14 protein-coding genes and 1 tRNA gene are annotated in these 15,869 nt (G+C 62.4%); 5 read left to right on the top strand and 10 right to left on the bottom strand.

Translation table 11 applies throughout. The features are described from left to right. Window positions 1-49: 49 nt before the first annotated feature. The 4 genes from PMI40_RS09885 to PMI40_RS09870 form a co-directional block, all read right to left on the bottom strand. The gene (locus PMI40_RS09885) at window positions 50-397 is read right to left on the bottom strand and encodes a cupredoxin domain-containing protein (RefSeq protein ID WP_008114724.1); all 348 of its coding nucleotides are present in this window, start codon (window positions 395-397) and stop codon (window positions 50-52) included. A gap of 142 nt (window positions 398-539) precedes the next feature. After that, window positions 540-1,085 (bottom strand): iron transporter, encoded by a 546-nt coding sequence (locus PMI40_RS09880; protein WP_008114723.1) that lies wholly within the window; start codon window positions 1,083-1,085, stop codon window positions 540-542. Between the two features lie 242 nt (window positions 1,086-1,327). Next, the gene (locus PMI40_RS09875; RefSeq protein WP_008114721.1) at window positions 1,328-3,007 is read right to left on the bottom strand and encodes a methyl-accepting chemotaxis protein; all 1,680 of its coding nucleotides are present in this window, start codon (window positions 3,005-3,007) and stop codon (window positions 1,328-1,330) included. A gap of 133 nt (window positions 3,008-3,140) precedes the next feature. After that, on the bottom strand, window positions 3,141-4,256 hold the full coding sequence (locus PMI40_RS09870; protein ID WP_040501873.1) for a patatin-like phospholipase family protein: 1,116 nt from the start codon (window positions 4,254-4,256) through the stop codon (window positions 3,141-3,143). Window positions 4,257-4,701: 445 nt separating this feature from the next. Between PMI40_RS09870 and PMI40_RS09865 the strand changes: the two genes are divergently transcribed. Then, window positions 4,702-5,109 carry a response regulator gene (locus PMI40_RS09865; protein ID WP_238540927.1) on the top strand — a complete coding sequence of 136 codons (408 nt, stop codon included), beginning with the start codon at window positions 4,702-4,704 and terminating at the stop codon, window positions 5,107-5,109. Between the two features lie 214 nt (window positions 5,110-5,323). Next, entirely contained in the window at window positions 5,324-7,078 is a 1,755-nt protein-coding gene (locus PMI40_RS09860; RefSeq protein ID WP_008114713.1) for a methyl-accepting chemotaxis protein, read from the top strand. A gap of 236 nt (window positions 7,079-7,314) precedes the next feature. On the opposite strand, the gene PMI40_RS09855 is transcribed toward PMI40_RS09860, so the two are convergent. Beyond that, window positions 7,315-7,391 (bottom strand) — tRNA-Arg (locus PMI40_RS09855). A gap of 84 nt (window positions 7,392-7,475) precedes the next feature. Between PMI40_RS09855 and PMI40_RS09850 the strand changes: the two genes are divergently transcribed. The 3 genes from PMI40_RS09850 to PMI40_RS09840 all read left to right on the top strand — a co-directional run bounded on the left by PMI40_RS09850 (window position 7,476) and on the right by PMI40_RS09840 (window position 10,622). Then, window positions 7,476-8,141, top strand: coding sequence for a sensor histidine kinase (locus tag PMI40_RS09850; protein ID WP_008114708.1), 666 nt, complete (start codon window positions 7,476-7,478; stop codon window positions 8,139-8,141). Between the two features lie 53 nt (window positions 8,142-8,194). Next, the gene (locus PMI40_RS09845; protein ID WP_008114706.1) at window positions 8,195-8,848 is read left to right on the top strand and encodes a response regulator transcription factor; all 654 of its coding nucleotides are present in this window, start codon (window positions 8,195-8,197) and stop codon (window positions 8,846-8,848) included. A gap of 175 nt (window positions 8,849-9,023) precedes the next feature. Next, window positions 9,024-10,622, top strand: coding sequence for a GGDEF domain-containing protein (locus tag PMI40_RS09840; protein WP_008114704.1), 1,599 nt, complete (start codon window positions 9,024-9,026; stop codon window positions 10,620-10,622). A gap of 38 nt (window positions 10,623-10,660) precedes the next feature. Here the strand turns inward: PMI40_RS09840 and pnuC are convergent, their stop codons facing one another. From pnuC to PMI40_RS09815, 5 genes are all read right to left on the bottom strand, one after another. Next, entirely contained in the window at window positions 10,661-11,281 is a 621-nt protein-coding gene (gene pnuC / locus PMI40_RS09835; RefSeq protein ID WP_008114702.1) for a nicotinamide riboside transporter PnuC, read from the bottom strand. Window positions 11,282-11,326: 45 nt separating this feature from the next. Next, window positions 11,327-11,713, bottom strand: a complete 387-nt coding sequence (gene ftsB, locus PMI40_RS09830) for a cell division protein FtsB (RefSeq protein WP_008114700.1) — start codon at window positions 11,711-11,713, stop codon at window positions 11,327-11,329. A 47-nt stretch (window positions 11,714-11,760) separates the two neighbouring features. Then, complete coding sequence (eno, locus tag PMI40_RS09825) at window positions 11,761-13,044, bottom strand: phosphopyruvate hydratase (RefSeq protein WP_008114698.1); 1,284 nt, start codon at window positions 13,042-13,044, stop codon at window positions 11,761-11,763. Between the two features lie 115 nt (window positions 13,045-13,159). Beyond that, complete coding sequence (kdsA, locus tag PMI40_RS09820; protein WP_008114696.1) at window positions 13,160-14,014, bottom strand: 3-deoxy-8-phosphooctulonate synthase; 855 nt, start codon at window positions 14,012-14,014, stop codon at window positions 13,160-13,162. Continuing rightward, on the bottom strand, window positions 14,011-15,666 hold the full coding sequence (locus PMI40_RS09815) for a CTP synthase (protein ID WP_008114694.1): 1,656 nt from the start codon (window positions 15,664-15,666) through the stop codon (window positions 14,011-14,013). Before PMI40_RS09815 ends, kdsA begins: the two co-directional genes overlap by 4 nt. Between the last annotated feature and the right edge of the window lie 203 nt (window positions 15,667-15,869).

Genomic DNA, 15,869 nt, shown 5'->3' with positions numbered 1-15,869 from the left:
TGCCACTGCCGCAGGCGCGGACCGGCGGCAGTCGTGCTGCTGCGACGACCTACTTGGCCACGATCACGCCTTGCGGCATGTTCAGGTGGAAGTCATCGAAGAACTTGTATTCGCCCGCACGCAGCGGCGCGATCACGACGAACGACTGCGCGCCCGGCGCCAGTACTTTTTCCTTGCGCAGCTCGATGCTTTCGAACTCGGCGGCCGACTTGCCGATGTTGTGGATCTCGATCTTGATGCGCTGGCCGGTCGGCACTTCGATACGCGGCGGAATCAACTTGCCATCCTGCATCTCGAGCTTGAAGGTCGGCAGGTCGGCAGCCAACGCCATGCTGGAAGCGGCCAGCAACGCTGCGCTCAATATCAGGCGGACTTTGCGGACTTTGGATAAGGACATGAACGCTCCGGTACTTTCAAATGGAAGCGGCTGCACTGAAGATCGATGAGGCCAGGTCGCATCCTGTCATCACAGCTTCAGGCAGCCGAATGTCGAACTGCTGAACTTGCCTAGCGCCAATCCGGCCGGCGCCAGCCTCGAATCAGTAACCGCCCTTCTTGCCCACGCCGGCGAACGGGAAGTCGTAATTCAGTTCGAAGGTCTTGAACCATGGACCGACGCCGGTTTCCTTGTCGACGTGGCGACCGAAGTGGGCGTGCTCATTGGCCGCCGGCGACGAGATGGTCAGCTTCAGCTTGTACTTGCCGGGACCGTCGAGCTTGACGTTGTCGCCGTAGTGCGGGCCATCGTTGGCAACCATCGGCATCATGTCGCCCTTGATCGATTTGTTCGAACCTGCCTTGGTCAGTTCGTACTTGATCACCAGGTAAGGCATCCAGTCGCCTTCGGCAAAGCCGTTGGGGTTCTTGGCCACGGCCCGGATATCGGCCTCGAGGTGGATATCGGACTCTTCCGCCTTGCGCATCATGCCGTCCGGTTCCATCTTGACCGGCTGCAGATAGACGGCATTGACTTCAAAACCATTCTGGATCTGCGGCTTGCCGATCGGATATTCGGCGGCGCTGGCCACCCCTGCGGTGCAGGCCAGCATGACTGCGGCGGCGGCGAGTTTCTTGATACCAATCATCTTTGTGTTCTCCTGGTCGATCAAATGATAATGATTAGCATTAATTGTAACACCATTTTTGATGCCGATCGGCATGCCGGCCGGCCAGGATGGGCACGCGGCCCGCAAAGGCACGCCACACAAGAAAAAACGCCCGGCGCCCTGGCCTCCGGCTCGACATTTGGCATGTCGACGCAGGGCCCGGGCACCGGGCGTTCCTAAATTTCACGCCGTTACTGCAGGTGCATCACGGACGATGCAGGTCAGAACTCTTCCATCTCCACGCTCAACTTCTTGACCTGCGGATGGCTGGCCTTGAGGCGCGCATTGGCCGGTGTGATGTCGATCGCGGCGCGGCTCGGCATTTGCTGGGGTTGGGCTTGGGGCGAGGCCAGGCGCGCGGCGTCGAGCTTGAACACGCTGACCACCTGCTCCAGTGTCTCGGCCTGTTGCTGCAGGGCCTGGGCGGCGGCAGCGGCTTCCTCGACCAGTGCAGCGTTCTGCTGGGTGCTCTGATCCATCTGCGACACCGCCAGGTTGACCTGGGTGATGCCGGAGCTCTGCTCTTCGCTGGCGCTGGCGATGTCGCCCACGATCTGGGTCACGCGCTGGACGCTATCGACGATTTCGCTCATGGTGGCGCCGGCCTGCTCGACCAGCTTGCTGCCGGTGCCGACCTTGTCGACCGAATCATCGATGAGCGACTTGATTTCCTTGGCGGCGGCGGCCGAGCGCTGGGCCAGCGAGCGCACCTCGGAGGCCACCACGGCGAACCCACGCCCCTGCTCGCCGGCACGCGCGGCTTCCACGGCGGCGTTGAGCGCCAGGATATTGGTCTGGAACGCGATACCGTCGATGACTGCGATGATATCGACGATCTTGCGCGAGGAATCGTTGATCGAGTTCATGGTGTCGACCACCTGGCGCACCACATCGCCACCCTGCGATGCGATGTTGGAGGCCGACAGTGCCAGCTTGTTGGCAGCGCGGGCGTTCTCGGTGTTCTGCTGCACCACCGACGTCAATTGCTCCAGGCTCGATGCGCTTTCTTCCAGGGCCGCTGCCTGCTGTTCGGTACGGGCCGACAGGTCGGCATTGCCGGCAGCGATCTGGCGCGCGGCCACGCTCACCGAGTCGGTCGACACGCGGGTGGTGGCGATGACGTCGACGATACGCGCCAGCAACTTGTTGAAGGCCGTGGCGGTACGACCGATCTCGTCCATGCGCTCGACCGGGACCGGGCGCGACAGGTCGAGGGTCTGGCTCACATGCTCGAAGTTCTCCTGGATCTTGCCCAGGCTGCGGCTCAGGTGGCGCAGCAGCTGGATGCCCAGCAATGCCGTCACCAGCACCGCCACCACGATCACCGCGACCATCGCGCGAAAGGCGAAGGCATAGGCTTCGTCGCTCTCGGCGCGTACGGCGGCGATCAGCTTGCCGTTATAGGCGATGTGCTCGTCGAAACCCTTGGCCGCGGCGCCAGCCGTGACGGCCAGCGGGGTGCCGGCTTCCAGCGTGGCGCGCACGCCGTCCATGTTGTTTTCGTAGGCGGCGGCGAAGAATGGGATCAGCGCCTTGCGATAGGCTTCAACGTTCGCCTTGTCGGCCACGATCATGGCGCGGTCGGTGTCGTCGTAGACACGTTCCTTCTCGTAACGGGCCAGCTCGTCGTCGAGGGTCTTGTTGGTCACGTCGAGGGTCTTCTGCAAGGCGCTCTTGTCGGGCAGGTTGCCGAATACCGCCAGGCGATAACCGGCCAGCCGGGTATTGACCAGCGCGCTCTTGGCAGCGTTGAGTCCCTCGATGCTGGGGATGATGCGATTCTGGATGGTGTCCAGGCGCTGCTGCGCGCGATGCAATTGCAGCAGTCCGTCGCCGCCGACGAACAGCAGGGCGAGCAAGGCGGTCGCCAGGGTAATGATCAGGCGGTTGGTGATCGTCATAATGTGCGAATCCATGAGTGATATTGATTGAATCCCGGGATCATGCTTCCGGTGCCGGCGGTGTTTCGTCCTGGCATGGCGTTACGTGGGCGTGTCGCCTCTAGGTCTGGGCGGCCGGCTGGCCACCGATGCTTCAGGCTGCCAGGGCAGCGTCGAGCGGCGCGCTGGCCAGCAGCGCGCGGTGCTGCGCACAGAATTGCAGGCCGGCGCGATAGCCGACGTCAAACAGGCGCTGCATGTTCGACGACGACCAGTCCAGCACCTCCGGCCAGTGCTGCTCGGGCACATCGCGCATCAGGTCGACCTTGAGCATGCGTCGACGCTGGGCGCCGGTGACCGGGTCGGTGTTGTGCTCGAGCTCGAACAGTCGCTGCTCGGACTTGGAAATCTTGACCAGCGGCGTGATGATGGAACGCACCCACGCATCGTAGAGATTGCGGGGCTTGCGAATGAGGCGGTCGTCGCCCAGGATGTCGAGCACCACCAGCGTGTCGACCTCGGGATGACGCGCGGGCTGGCCGTGGCTGCCGGCGATGAAGGGCTCGAAGTTGAGCGTATCCAGGGCGGCGCCCTCGATGTAGTTTTCGCCGTCGATCTCGGTGGGCGCATACAGGAACGGAAACGACAGCGAAGCCCGTACATGGGCCGCGCCGATCTCGTGCTTGCCCCACACCCGCATCTCGTGCCGGTCGACGTTATAGGCGTTGATATAGAACTCGGGCGCCATGCGTGGCACCGCATCGAAGTCGATCGACTGTTCCAGGAACGGCAGGGGGGCGCACAGGCCCAGGCTGCCGGAATTGAGGTCGGAGGGCGACAGCGCCGACATCATCAGGTGCATCCAGTCGTTCCACTTGGACTGGGCGTCGGCGAACTGCTGGGTGAACATCTGCGCGAAGGGGTTGCCGCTCATGGCCGGCATGCCCTGCATCTGGTGCATGAACGAATCGCGATAGCTTTCGGCCTGCGATCCCGGTTTCTTGAATACCTTGTAGTTCACCGGAAACAGCTTGTAGATACTGTCGGCCACGCCCACCTCGGCCCAGCGCATCAGCGCCTCGCGTGGCGACACGTCGCGCGGCGCGGTGTAGAGCAACCCCATCAATACCCCGGCACCCGAGGCCGAGATGACGTCGAATTCGATGCCTTCGGCAAGAAATGCCGCCAGCGCACCCGCGATCAATGTCGAATTGGGCGCCCCGCCGCCGATGACCAGGCCAAGCTTGCCCCGCCGCTGTAAATCGTCCATCCCAACCCCCGTAATGGTCATGCACCGCAACAATATATCGATGACTTGCCAACGCGTCCCTGTTAGTCGACATCATTGAACTGTTGATGTAACTATCGCGCACGTTGGGAATATAGCCGCAAAGCAATTTGCCAGCGGTTCTTTGCGTAATTTTATTCGCGTATATCTGCCATTCATGAATTTGATAAGTCGCGCCCAGCTTGATGTTGCAATGCAAAACCCGGGCTGGAGGAGGGCTGGATCTGTTGCTGTAATGATGCTGTAAGGAAAATAGGCATGCATTGTCTCGATGACAAGATGAACGCGCGTTGGTGTACCTGCCGACATAACAAATGATCGTGCGGCAATGGCATTATGTAATTGCCTGTGTCAAACTGTTCGGCGCTTTGTGCAAGCTCGGCCTCAACACTGTCACCCATTCGCAATGACCCGTTCCAGCATATTGATGGTCGATCCAAGCCCAGAGTCGGTCGAACTGGCGCGTTTCAGCCTCTGGCGCAGCAAGCTCGACTGCGCCTTCGGCTGGTTCGAAGACGCCGAACAGGCTGTCGAATCGCTGTTTTCGCCCAGCGCGATGACGGCGCCCGAGGACACCCTCCCCTATCTCGTGCTGCTCGAACCCAAACTGCCCCGCATGGATGGGCTCGAATTGCTACGCCAGCTGCGCCAGCACCCGCACACCCGCGACTTGCCGGTGGTGATCTTCTGCAACAGTGGCGATGCCGCCGACCAGGCCGCCGCCCTTGCCGCAGGCGCCAACGACTTCCTGGTCAAGCCGGTGGATGCCAAGGAATTCATGCACCTGGTGGTCGACACCGTGACCCATTGGCGCAATGTTGCCAACGGCAAATAATCCCCGATCGTCTTTTTTGCCCCACCCCGGGAAAATCCCGATTACGCCGCTTCCCGTAAGAAATTAAGATTTCAACAACGCCCGATGCCGTAGCACAATACCAATGTGCGCGGCCCGGCATCACGTTGTCTTTCTTGATTTTTGTTATTTCTTTCACAATAATCAATCACAGCAGTTCGGTCATCCAGCAGATGTCCATTACGGGGAGAAGCACATGAAATGGTTTTACGATCTCAAGATTTCCAGGAAGCTGATCACTGCCTTCCTGGTGGTGGTCATGATGGTGGCGGGCCTCGGGGTGTTCGCGGTACGCCAGCTGGACAAGGTCAATTCCGCTTCCACCGAAATTGCTACCAACTGGTTGCCCAGCATCCGCACCTTGTCGGTGATCCAGTTGACGCTGGCCCGGGTGCGCAGCTTCGAGATGCAGCACATCCTGGCCAACGACGCCAAGGAATTTGCCGAGATCGAACAAGGCAGCCTGAAGCAGATCGACACCCTCAGGAAGCAACTGGCGCTGTATGAAGGCCAGATCTCCGAACCCGAGGAAAAGGCGCTCTATCCCGAAGTGCAGAAGCTGGTCGCGATCTTCCTCACCGAGCACGACAAGATCATCGCCCTGTCCAGGCAGGAAAAGAACGAAGAAGCACGCGCCGTGCAACGGGGCGAAGCCACGCGTGCCTATCGCACCCTGTTGCAGAACCTGGAAAAACTGATCAACGTCAACGACACCGGCGCCGATGGCTCCAACAAACTGGCCGACACCGTCTACGCCCAATCGCGGCTGTGGATCATCGTGCTGGTGACCAGCTGTATCGCGCTGGCGATGCTGCTGGCCATGTGGGTATCGCGCCTGATCGCCCGCCCTATCGAAGAAGCGGTCGCGGTCGCCCAGCGTGTCGCAGGCGGCGACCTGACCGCCCACATCCAGTCCACCAGCAAGGATGAGGCCGGCCAGTTGCTCGATGCACTCAAGACCATGAACGGCAGCCTGTTGACCATCGTCGCCGAAGTGCGCCAGGGCACCAGCACCATTACCACCGCCTCGACCGAAATCGCCGCCGGCAACCTCGACCTGTCCTCGCGCACGGAACAACAGGCCAGTTCGCTCGAAGAGACCGCTTCGGCCATGGAAGAACTGACCTCGACGGTCAAGCAGAACGCCGACAACGCCAAGCAGGCCAACCAGTTGGCCGTGTCGGCCTCGGAAGTAGCCTCGGCCGGCGGTGACGTGGTCGGCAAGGTGGTCGATACGATGGGGTCGATCAATGAATCGTCGCGCAAGATCGCCGATATCATCAGCGTCATCGATGGCATCGCCTTCCAGACCAATATCCTGGCATTGAATGCTGCGGTGGAGGCAGCGCGAGCCGGTGAACAGGGACGTGGCTTCGCCGTGGTGGCCTCTGAAGTGCGCTCGCTGGCACAGCGCTCGGCAGCCGCCGCCAAGGAAATCAAGGGGCTCATCGAAGGCTCGGTGGCGCAGGTCGACCTGGGCAGCAAGCTGGTCGAGGAAGCCGGCACCACCATGACCGAAGTGGTCAACAGCGTGCGCCGGGTGACCGATATCGTGGCCGAGATCACCTCGGCCAGCCAGGAACAGAGCGAAGGCATCGAGCAGATCAACCTGGCCATCACGCAGATGGACGAAGTCACGCAGCAGAACGCCGCACTGGTCGAGCAGGCCGCGGCCGCCGCCCAGTCCTTGCAGGAGCAGGCCGAGAAACTGACCGATACCGTCAGCGTGTTCAAGCTCGACAGCAACGCGGTGACGGCGCCATCCCGCTCCACCTTCACCAAGGCCGCCGCCAGTGCGCCCAAGGCCAGCACATTCGCCCCGCGCAACCCGCCACCACGCCAGCGCACGCAAGATGTCACGCCGCCCAAGCCGGCATTGAAGGCGGCGCCGTCGGCCGGCAAGGTGGCACCGCCGTCCAGCGACGATAGCGGATCGTGGGAAACATTCTGAGCCCGACCACCGCCGGGGCGCCATGATCAGCAACTGATCGGCGCCCGGCGCAAATGCAGAACGACACCAGCTCGCCCACCGGCGAGCTGGTGTTTTTTTATGCAGGCGAATACGGGATGACCTGGCGCCTACCGGCAAGCGGTGCCGGCGATCAAGCAGCCAGGACGAGAAGAGGAAGGCAAAAAGACAAGAGCAGAAAGACAAAAGGGCCCATCTTGCGATGGACCCTTTATATCTGGTGCGGCTGGCAGGAATCGAACCCACGACCCCTTGGTTCGTAGCCAAGTACTCTATCCAGCTGAGCTACAGCCGCGAAAGAAAAGATTATAACCGGGTTTCCCGCATTGTGGAAGCCCCTTTTTCAACGGCGGTGACCAATCGCTAACAGGCGGCTATCATGGCCGCCATGCCAGACGACACCCCCACCCCACCCTGCGATCCCCGCCTGCGGGAAGAATGCATCCGCGAACAGGAACGTGCGCGCATCGCACGCGACCTGCACGACGACCTCGGCGCGCACCTGACCGGTATCGGCATGGCGCTGGGCCAGTTGCGCGAAAGCCTGGGCGCCCACGAGGGCGTGCGCCATGCCGAGTATGCCCAGGCGCTGCTGGAGCAGGCGCACGAGGGCTTGCATGCGATCATCGATGAGCTGCGCCCGCCCATTGTCGAGTTCGGGCTGCTCGACACCCTGCAATGGGTCGCACGCGACTTTACCCGCCACAGCGGCCTGCCCTGCCGTGTGGATGCACCGACCCGGCTCGATGGTATCGATGAATTTGCAGTGCTGGTGGTGCTGCGCATCGTGCGCGAGGCCTTGTCCAACATCGCGCGCCACGCCCGGGCGCGCCAGGTGAGCCTGGTCGTGCGCCGCGATGGCCGTGGGATTCGGCTGCAGGTGGCCGACGACGGCTGCGGCTTCGATGGCGCCGCCCCGCCGCGCCTGGGCCACGGGCTGGGCAACATGCGCCATCGGGCGCAGGCCGTGGGCGGCACGCTGCTTACGCTGAGCACACCGGGCCAGGGAACGGTCATCGTGCTCACCTTGCCTGTTGCTGGCTGAGCGAACGCTATAGAATACGGGCTCATCGACTCGAGGGTCTGCACCCTGCCCCCATGAGCAAGAAAGCCATTGCCACCATCAAGGTCCTGATTGCCGACGACCACGCCATCGTGCGCGAGGGTCTGCGCCAGATCTGCGCCGGCACCAAGGACATCGCCGTCAGCGGCAATGCCGCCAATGGCTCGGAGGCGATCAAGCTGGCCCGGGAAGCCAACGGCGACGTCATGCTGCTCGACATCGTGCTGCCCGACCGCAGCGGCATCGAGATCCTCAAGCAGATCCGCAAGGAGCACCCGCAACTGCCGGTGCTGATGCTGTCGATCCACCGTGAAGACCAATATGCCATTCGCGCCCTCAAGGCAGGCGCCGCCGGCTTCCTCAACAAGCAGGTAGCGCCGTCGGAGCTGCTGGCGGCGATCCGGCAGGCTGCCAGCGGGCGCAAGTACATCAGCCCGTCACTGGCCCAGGAACTGGCCAACCAGATCGGCTTCGACCACGATACGCCGCTGCACGAGACCCTGTCGGACCGCGAATACCAGACCATGGTGATGATCGCCTCCGGCAAGACCGTGAGCGATATCGCCGCCGAGCTGTCGCTGTCGGTCAAGACCATCAGCATGTACCGATCGCGGGTGCTGGTGAAGATGAAGATGCGACACAATGCCGAGCTGACGCACTACGCCCTGAAGAACAAACTGGTGGAATAAAAGCCACACTTGCCGCGCCCGTGCATGCGGCAAGCCCAAGTCCCGGCAAAAAGCGCCCCCGCCCTATGGCAACTCGGTAAAATGAACCGTCATTTTTCGAGCGCCTGGCGACCGAATCGATGCCGTCTCCCGGGGAGGTGCGGCCTGGCACGAAACCAACAAGATCATCAGCCGCATGTCCAAGAAACCGTCCACGCTCACGCCCGTCGAAATCGCACGCGAAGCATTCCAGCGCCTCGGCACTCGCCGTATCGCCCCCACGCCCGAGGCGTATCGGATTGCCTACGAAGAGATCATGGGCAACCAGCCCGAGGTGCGTCCCGAGACGGTATTGATCAACTTTGCCGCGGCGCTGGCCAAGCAGCCGGGCGAGAACGGCATGTTGGGCACGCGCCTGGTGCGCGCCCAGGAAATCGACGACTGGCAGGAATATCAACGCCAGCTCACCGAATTCGCCGAGCAGAACTGGAGCGGCCGGCCCTCCGTGGCGCATGGCGAACTGATGCCGGTCGACCTGGAACGCCAGTTCATCCGTGACAGCAAGAAAGAAAAGATGCTGCGCGAATTGCTGGCACGGGTGCTGGTGTTCAACCTGCCTTCGCTGCTCGACAACGCCCCGGAACTGGCCAATGAGGCCCGCGACAGCGGCCAGGACCTGAAGATGGCCTTCTCCGAGCAGGCCATGAACGAGGTCTCCAGCCGCATCAAGCAGTTGAGCTTCCAGATCGAGCTCAAGACCGACGACATGGCGCAGCAGCAAGAGCTGTTGATGCGGCTGTTCCTGCTGCTGCTGGAAAACATCAATGGCTTGCTGGAGTCGGGCTCATGGCTGTCGAGCCAGATCGAGGCGGTACAGGCCCTGATCACCGGTCCGATCAGCAAGACCTCGCTGGCCGACGCCACCAAGAACCTCAAGGAAGTGATCTACAAGCAGGGCCTGCTCAAGAACACCCTGTCCGAGGAAAAGGTGGTGGTCAAGAACATGATGCTGACCTTCGTCGACCGGCTCTCGGCAATGGTCTCGACCACCAGCAACTACCAGAAGACCATCAGCGGCTTTTCGCAGCAGATCAGCCAGTCCGGCAATATCAGCGACCTCAATTCGGTGCTCACCGATATCATGCGCGAAACCCAGAATGCCCAGGTCGAGGCCGAGCGCTCGCGCGACGCCATGCAGGATGCGCAACAGGAAGTCGAACGTGCCGAAGCGCGCATCCAGACGCTGGAATCGCAATTGCTGCAGATGGGTGAGCTGGTGCGCGAAGACCAACTGACCGGCAGCCTGAACCGGCGCGGCATGGACGAGTCGCTGGAGCGCGAGATCAGCAATGCCCAGCGCCACGACGCGCCGCTGTGCATCGCGCTGCTGGACCTGGACGATTTCAAGCGCATCAACGACACCCACGGCCACGCCACCGGCGACGAAGTGCTGGTGCACATGGTCAAGGTCATCAAGGAAACCCTGCGCAAGCTGGATGTGATCGCCCGCTTCGGCGGCGAGGAGTTCCTGGTGGTGATGCCCGAGACCGAGCCCCAGGACGCGGTGCAGATCATCACCCGTGTCCAGCGCGAACTGACCAAGCGCATCTTCATGCACGAGAGCCAGCGCCTGTTGATCACCTTCAGCGCCGGCGTGGCGCTGCACGAGAACGGCGAAACCCAGGCCGACCTGTTGAAGCGCGCCGACATGGCCCTGTATCGTGCCAAGGATGCCGGCAAGAACCGCATCGTGTTCGCCGACCCGGCGGGCTCGGGAAGTTCGGTGGCGCAGTAGCCGAGGCCGCAAAGGTCACGAAAGCGGCGCGGATGTCGTCACGCTGGCGGCACGCGCGAAGCCGCTGGGCGGGCGTCGAGCCGCCAGCGCCGCCACCCTGCCGCCGCCATCAGCACGAACAGGCCATACAGGATGGCCGTGAGCGTCAGCTGCTTGTACAGGTACAGGCCGACGTAGAGCACATCGACCACGATCCAGACCAGCCAGTTCTCGATCTTCTTGCGCGACAGCAGGAACTGCCCGACCAGGCTGCCGGCGGTCAGGAAACCATCCATGTGAGGCACATCGGTATCGGTGAAGCGTCGCAGGAACATCGACAGCAACCCGAAGCCGGCCAGCCACGCCAAGGCCATCGACAGCCATCCGGTGCGCGACAGCGGCGACACCTCGAGCCGGCGCTGCGCCGTGCCACCGTGCAGCCATTGATGCCAGCCCCATACCGATACCGCCACGAACACGAACTGCAATCCGCAGTCGCCGTAGAGACGCGCGTTGGCGAAGACGGCCGCATACAGCAAGGACGAGAGGATGGAGAACAGCCAGGCCCAGTGGTTCTGGCCGATATTGAGCAGTACCGTCAGCGCCGCCAGCAGGAACGAAATCAGCTCCAGCGGCGTGGTCGCAAGGCCCAACAGCGACAGCGATGTATCAAGGCGCATCGGGAGCGGAGCAGGACAAGGGAAGGAAAGGACCAGGGAAGCAAACTAGCGCGGCGGATTGGCCGGCTCGGGTGCCGCAGCCGGCACCGAGACACTGTTGGGTTGCCCTGAACCAGGCATGTAGGGATTGGGATTGGGCGACGCCATGGGCTTGCCGGAGGCACCATCGAGCACCTGCACGAAGACCTCGTTCTGCTTGATCATGCCCAGCTCGAAGCGCGCACGCTCTTCGACGGCGCCGCGACTCTGCTTCAAGTCGTCCACCTCGGAGGCCAGCTTGGCATTGCGTTGCTTGAGTTCGTCGTTCTTCTTGCGCGCCTGCTGCGCCTGGCGGTCCAGCTCCCAGACCTTGAGCCATCCGCCCTTGCCGAGCCAAAGCGGATACTGGATCAGTACCAAGAGCAACGACAGGAAGAGGATGATCAGGCGCATGGCCGGGAGCTTTCGTGGAGCGCGGCGTGGGCCGCGCCCCTGACTGCTTACTTCAGGTTGTAGAACGCAGCGCGGCCAGGATAGGTGGCGATATCGCCCAGGTCCTCTTCGATGCGCAGCAGCTGGTTGTACTTGGCCATGCGGTCCGAACGCGACATCGAGCCGGTCTTGATCTGCAGGGCATTGGTACCGACGGCGATGTCGGCAATGGTCGAGTCCTCGGTTTCACCGGAACGGTGCGAGATGACGGCGGTATAGCCGGCACGCTTGGCCATTTCGATGGCCGCGAAGGTCTCGGTGAGGGTGCCGATCTGGTTGATCTTGATGAGGATCGAGTTGGCGATACCCTTGTCGATACCTTCCTGCAGGATCTTGGTGTTGGTCACGAACAAGTCGTCACCCACCAGTTGCACCTTCTTGCCCAGCGTCTCGGTGAGCAGCTTCCAGCCGGCCCAGTCGTTCTCGGCCATGCCGTCCTCGATGCTGATGATCGGATACTTGTCGCACCACGACGCCAACAGGCCGGTCTTCTGCGCCGGCGTGAGCACCATGTTTTCACCGGCCAGGTGATAGTTGCCGTCCTTGTAGTATTCGCTGGCGGCGCAATCCAGGCCCAGGGCGATCTGGGTGCCGGGCTCGTAGCCGGCCTTCTCGATGGCTTCGATGATCAGCTGGATGGCTGCTTCGTGGCTGGTCACGTTGGGGGCGAAACCGCCTTCGTCGCCCACCGATGTGGCCAGGCCCTTGTCGTGCAGGATCTTCTTGAGGGTATGGAACACCTCGGCGCCATAGCGCAGCGCTTCACGGAAGCTCGGTGCGCCCACCGGGATGATCATGAATTCCTGGATATCCAGGTTGTTGTCGGCGTGTGCGCCACCGTTGATGACGTTCATCATCGGCACCGGCATCTGCATCGAACCGCTGCCACCGAAATAGCGATACAGCGGCAGACCCGATTCTTCGGCGGCGGCCTTGGCCACGGCCATCGACACGGCCAGCATGGCGTTGGCGCCCAGGCGGCTCTTGTTCTCGGTGCCGTCCAAATCGATCAGGGTGCGGTCCAGGAACGCCTGTTCATTGGCGTCCAGGCCCATGATGGCTTCCGAGATCTCGGTATTGATGTTTTCGCAGGCCTGCAGCACGCCCTTGCCGAAGTAACGGCTCTTGTCGCCGTCGCGCAGTTCGATCGCTTCGCGCGAACCGGTGGATGCGCCCGAAGGGACCGCAGCGCGACCCAGCACGCCCGACTCCAGCAGCACGTCGCATTCGACCGTGGGATTGCCGCGCGAGTCGATCACTTCGCGGCCGATGATGTCAACGATTGCACTCATTCCAAATCTCCATCAAGGTTTTAAAAATTGTTGGCGGTGCATCCGGTGCCAGGCGGGCCTGGGCCCGCGCCGCGCACACGATGAAACGGCCGCCAGCGGCAGCCGTTTGTTGCGATCAGGCGAAATTGGTTTCCAGGAAACCGGCTTTCTTGACCACGCGATCCAGTTCGACCATCGTCGCCAGCAGTTGCTTCATGCGCGCCAGCGGCACCGCGTTGGGGCCATCCGACTTGGCCTGGGCCGGATCGGGGTGGGTTTCCATGAATACGCCGGAGATGCCGGTGGCGATCGCCGCGCGTGCCAATACCGGCACGAACTCGCGCTGGCCGCCCGAGGAAGTACCCTGGCCGCCCGGCAATTGCACCGAGTGGGTGGCGTCGAACACCACCGGGGCGCCTGTCTCGCGCATGATGGCCAGGCTGCGCATGTCGGACACCAGGTTGTTGTAGCCGAACGAGACACCGCGTTCGCAGGCCATGAAGTTGTCGACCGGCAGGCCCGCTTCGCCAGCGGCGGCGCGCGCCTTGTCGATCACGTTGACCATGTCGTGCGGCGCCAGGAACTGGCCCTTCTTGATGTTGACCGGCTTGCCCGATTGCGCGCAGGCACGGATGAAGTCGGTCTGGCGGCACAGGAAGGCAGGCGTCTGCAACACATCGACCACCGCCGCGACCGGCTTGATCTCTTCGATGTCGTGGATGTCGGTCAGGACCGGCACGCCGATCTGCTGGCGCACCTTGGCCAGGATTTCAAGGCCACGGTCCATGCCCAGGCCGCGGAACGATGTGCCCGACGAACGGTTGGCCTTGTCGAAGGACGACTTGTAGATGAACGGGATACCCAGTTCGCCGGTGATTTCCTTGAGGGTGCCGGCGGTATCGATGGCCATCTGCTCCGACTCGATGACGCAGGTACCGGCGATCAGGAAGAACGGCTGATCGAGTCCGATCTCGAATCCGCACAGTTTCATGCTTTGCCCTTTGCGCTTGCTTCGTGGTGCGACAGCGCCGCACGGATGAACGAAATGAACAGCGGATGGCCGTCACGCGGGGTCGACTTGAACTCGGGGTGATACTGCACGCCCAGGTACCAGGGGTGCGCATTGTCGCCGCTGCGTGGCAATTCCATGATTTCGCACAGGTCTTCGGTCGGGGTACGGGCCGACACCACCATGCCGGCTTCTTCGACCCGAGTCAGGTAGAAGTTGTTGGCTTCGTAGCGGTGACGATGGCGCTCGGTCACGGTATTGCCGTAGATCTCGGCGGCCAGCGTGCCAGGCTTGACCTCACAGGTCTGCGCGCCCAGGCGCATGGTACCGCCCAGGTCTGAATTGGCATCGCGACGCTCGACCTTGCCGTCGTGGTTTTGCCATTCGTCGATCAGCGCCACCACCGGTTGCGCCGTGTCGGGGTCGAACTCGGTCGAGTTCGCCTGCGCCAGGCCAGCCTTGTTGCGCGCGTATTCGAGCAGCGCCACCTGCATGCCCAGGCAGATGCCCAGGTAGGGCACCTGGTTTTCGCGCGCATAGCGGGCGGCGGCGATCTTGCCTTCCACGCCACGCTTGCCGAAGCCGCCCGGCACCAGGATGGCGTCGTACTTGGCCAGCGAGCCGGTGCCGGTGGCTTCGATCTCTTCCGAGTCGAGGTATTCGATATTGACGCGGCTGCCGGTGTGGATGCCGGCGTGGCGCAGGGCCTCGGTGAGCGACTTGTAGGATTCGGTCAGGTCGACATACTTGCCTACCATGCCGATGGTGACTTCGTGCGACGGATTGTTCTGTGCATCGATCAGCTTGTCCCACATCGACAGGTCGGCCGGCTTGGGCGACAGGCCCAGCTTTTCACAGATGATGGTGTCCAGGCCCTGGTCGTGCAACATCTGCGGGATCTTGTAGATGCTGTCTGCATCCCACACCGAGATGACGGCATCGGTGGCGATATTGGAGAACAGCGAGATCTTGTCGCGTTCGTCGTCGGGAATGCGGCGGTCGGCGCGGCACAGCAGCGCGTCCGGCAGGATACCGATCTCGCGCAGCTTCTGTACGCTGTGCTGGGTGGGCTTGGTCTTGAGTTCACCGGCCGAGGCCAGGTACGGCACCAGCGTCAGGTGCACGAAGGCCGCCGCATTACGGCCCGAGCGCAAGCTCAGCTGGCGTGCCGCCTCGAGAAACGGCAAGGACTCGATATCGCCCACGGTGCCGCCGATTTCGACCAGCGCCACTTCGAAGCCTTCGGCGCCGCGATGGATGAAATCCTGGATCTCGTTGGTCACGTGCGGAATCACCTGCACGGTCTTGCCCAGGTATTCGCCGCGACGTTCCTTGCGGATCACCGATTCGTAGATCTGGCCGGTTGTGAAATTATTGACCTTCTTCATCTTGGCCGAGATGAAGCGCTCGTAGTGGCCCAGGTCGAGATCGGTCTCGGCGCCGTCGTCGGTGACGAACACTTCGCCGTGCTGCATGGGGCTCATCGTGCCGGGATCGACGTTGATGTACGGATCGAGCTTGAGGAGGGTGACTTTGAGGCCACGCGATTCGAGGATCGCAGCCAGGGACGCGGCGGCGATCCCTTTACCCAGGGAAGACACGACGCCGCCAGTGACAAATACAAACTTGGTCATTACAGATGAGTGCCGAACGGCACATGCGGGAAATTGAAATTATACCCCAAAGCGCTCGCTTTTTTAATCCCCCCTGCGCTGATAATTGGCGTCGCGGCCGCATCCGCTATTGCCGCACAAGAACATCAGGGCGCCGGCATGGACGGTGCGCCAGCCAGCAATTGGCCGATCATGGCATGGGTGGCGGCGGCCGCCGCCAGCGG

Origin of the sequence: Herbaspirillum sp. YR522, from assembly GCF_000282575.1 — a bacterium.
Lineage (GTDB): Bacteria > Pseudomonadota > Gammaproteobacteria > Burkholderiales > Burkholderiaceae_D > Herbaspirillum.
Note: the sequence above shows the minus strand (reverse complement) of the source record. Positions and strands in the feature narration are given on the sequence as shown.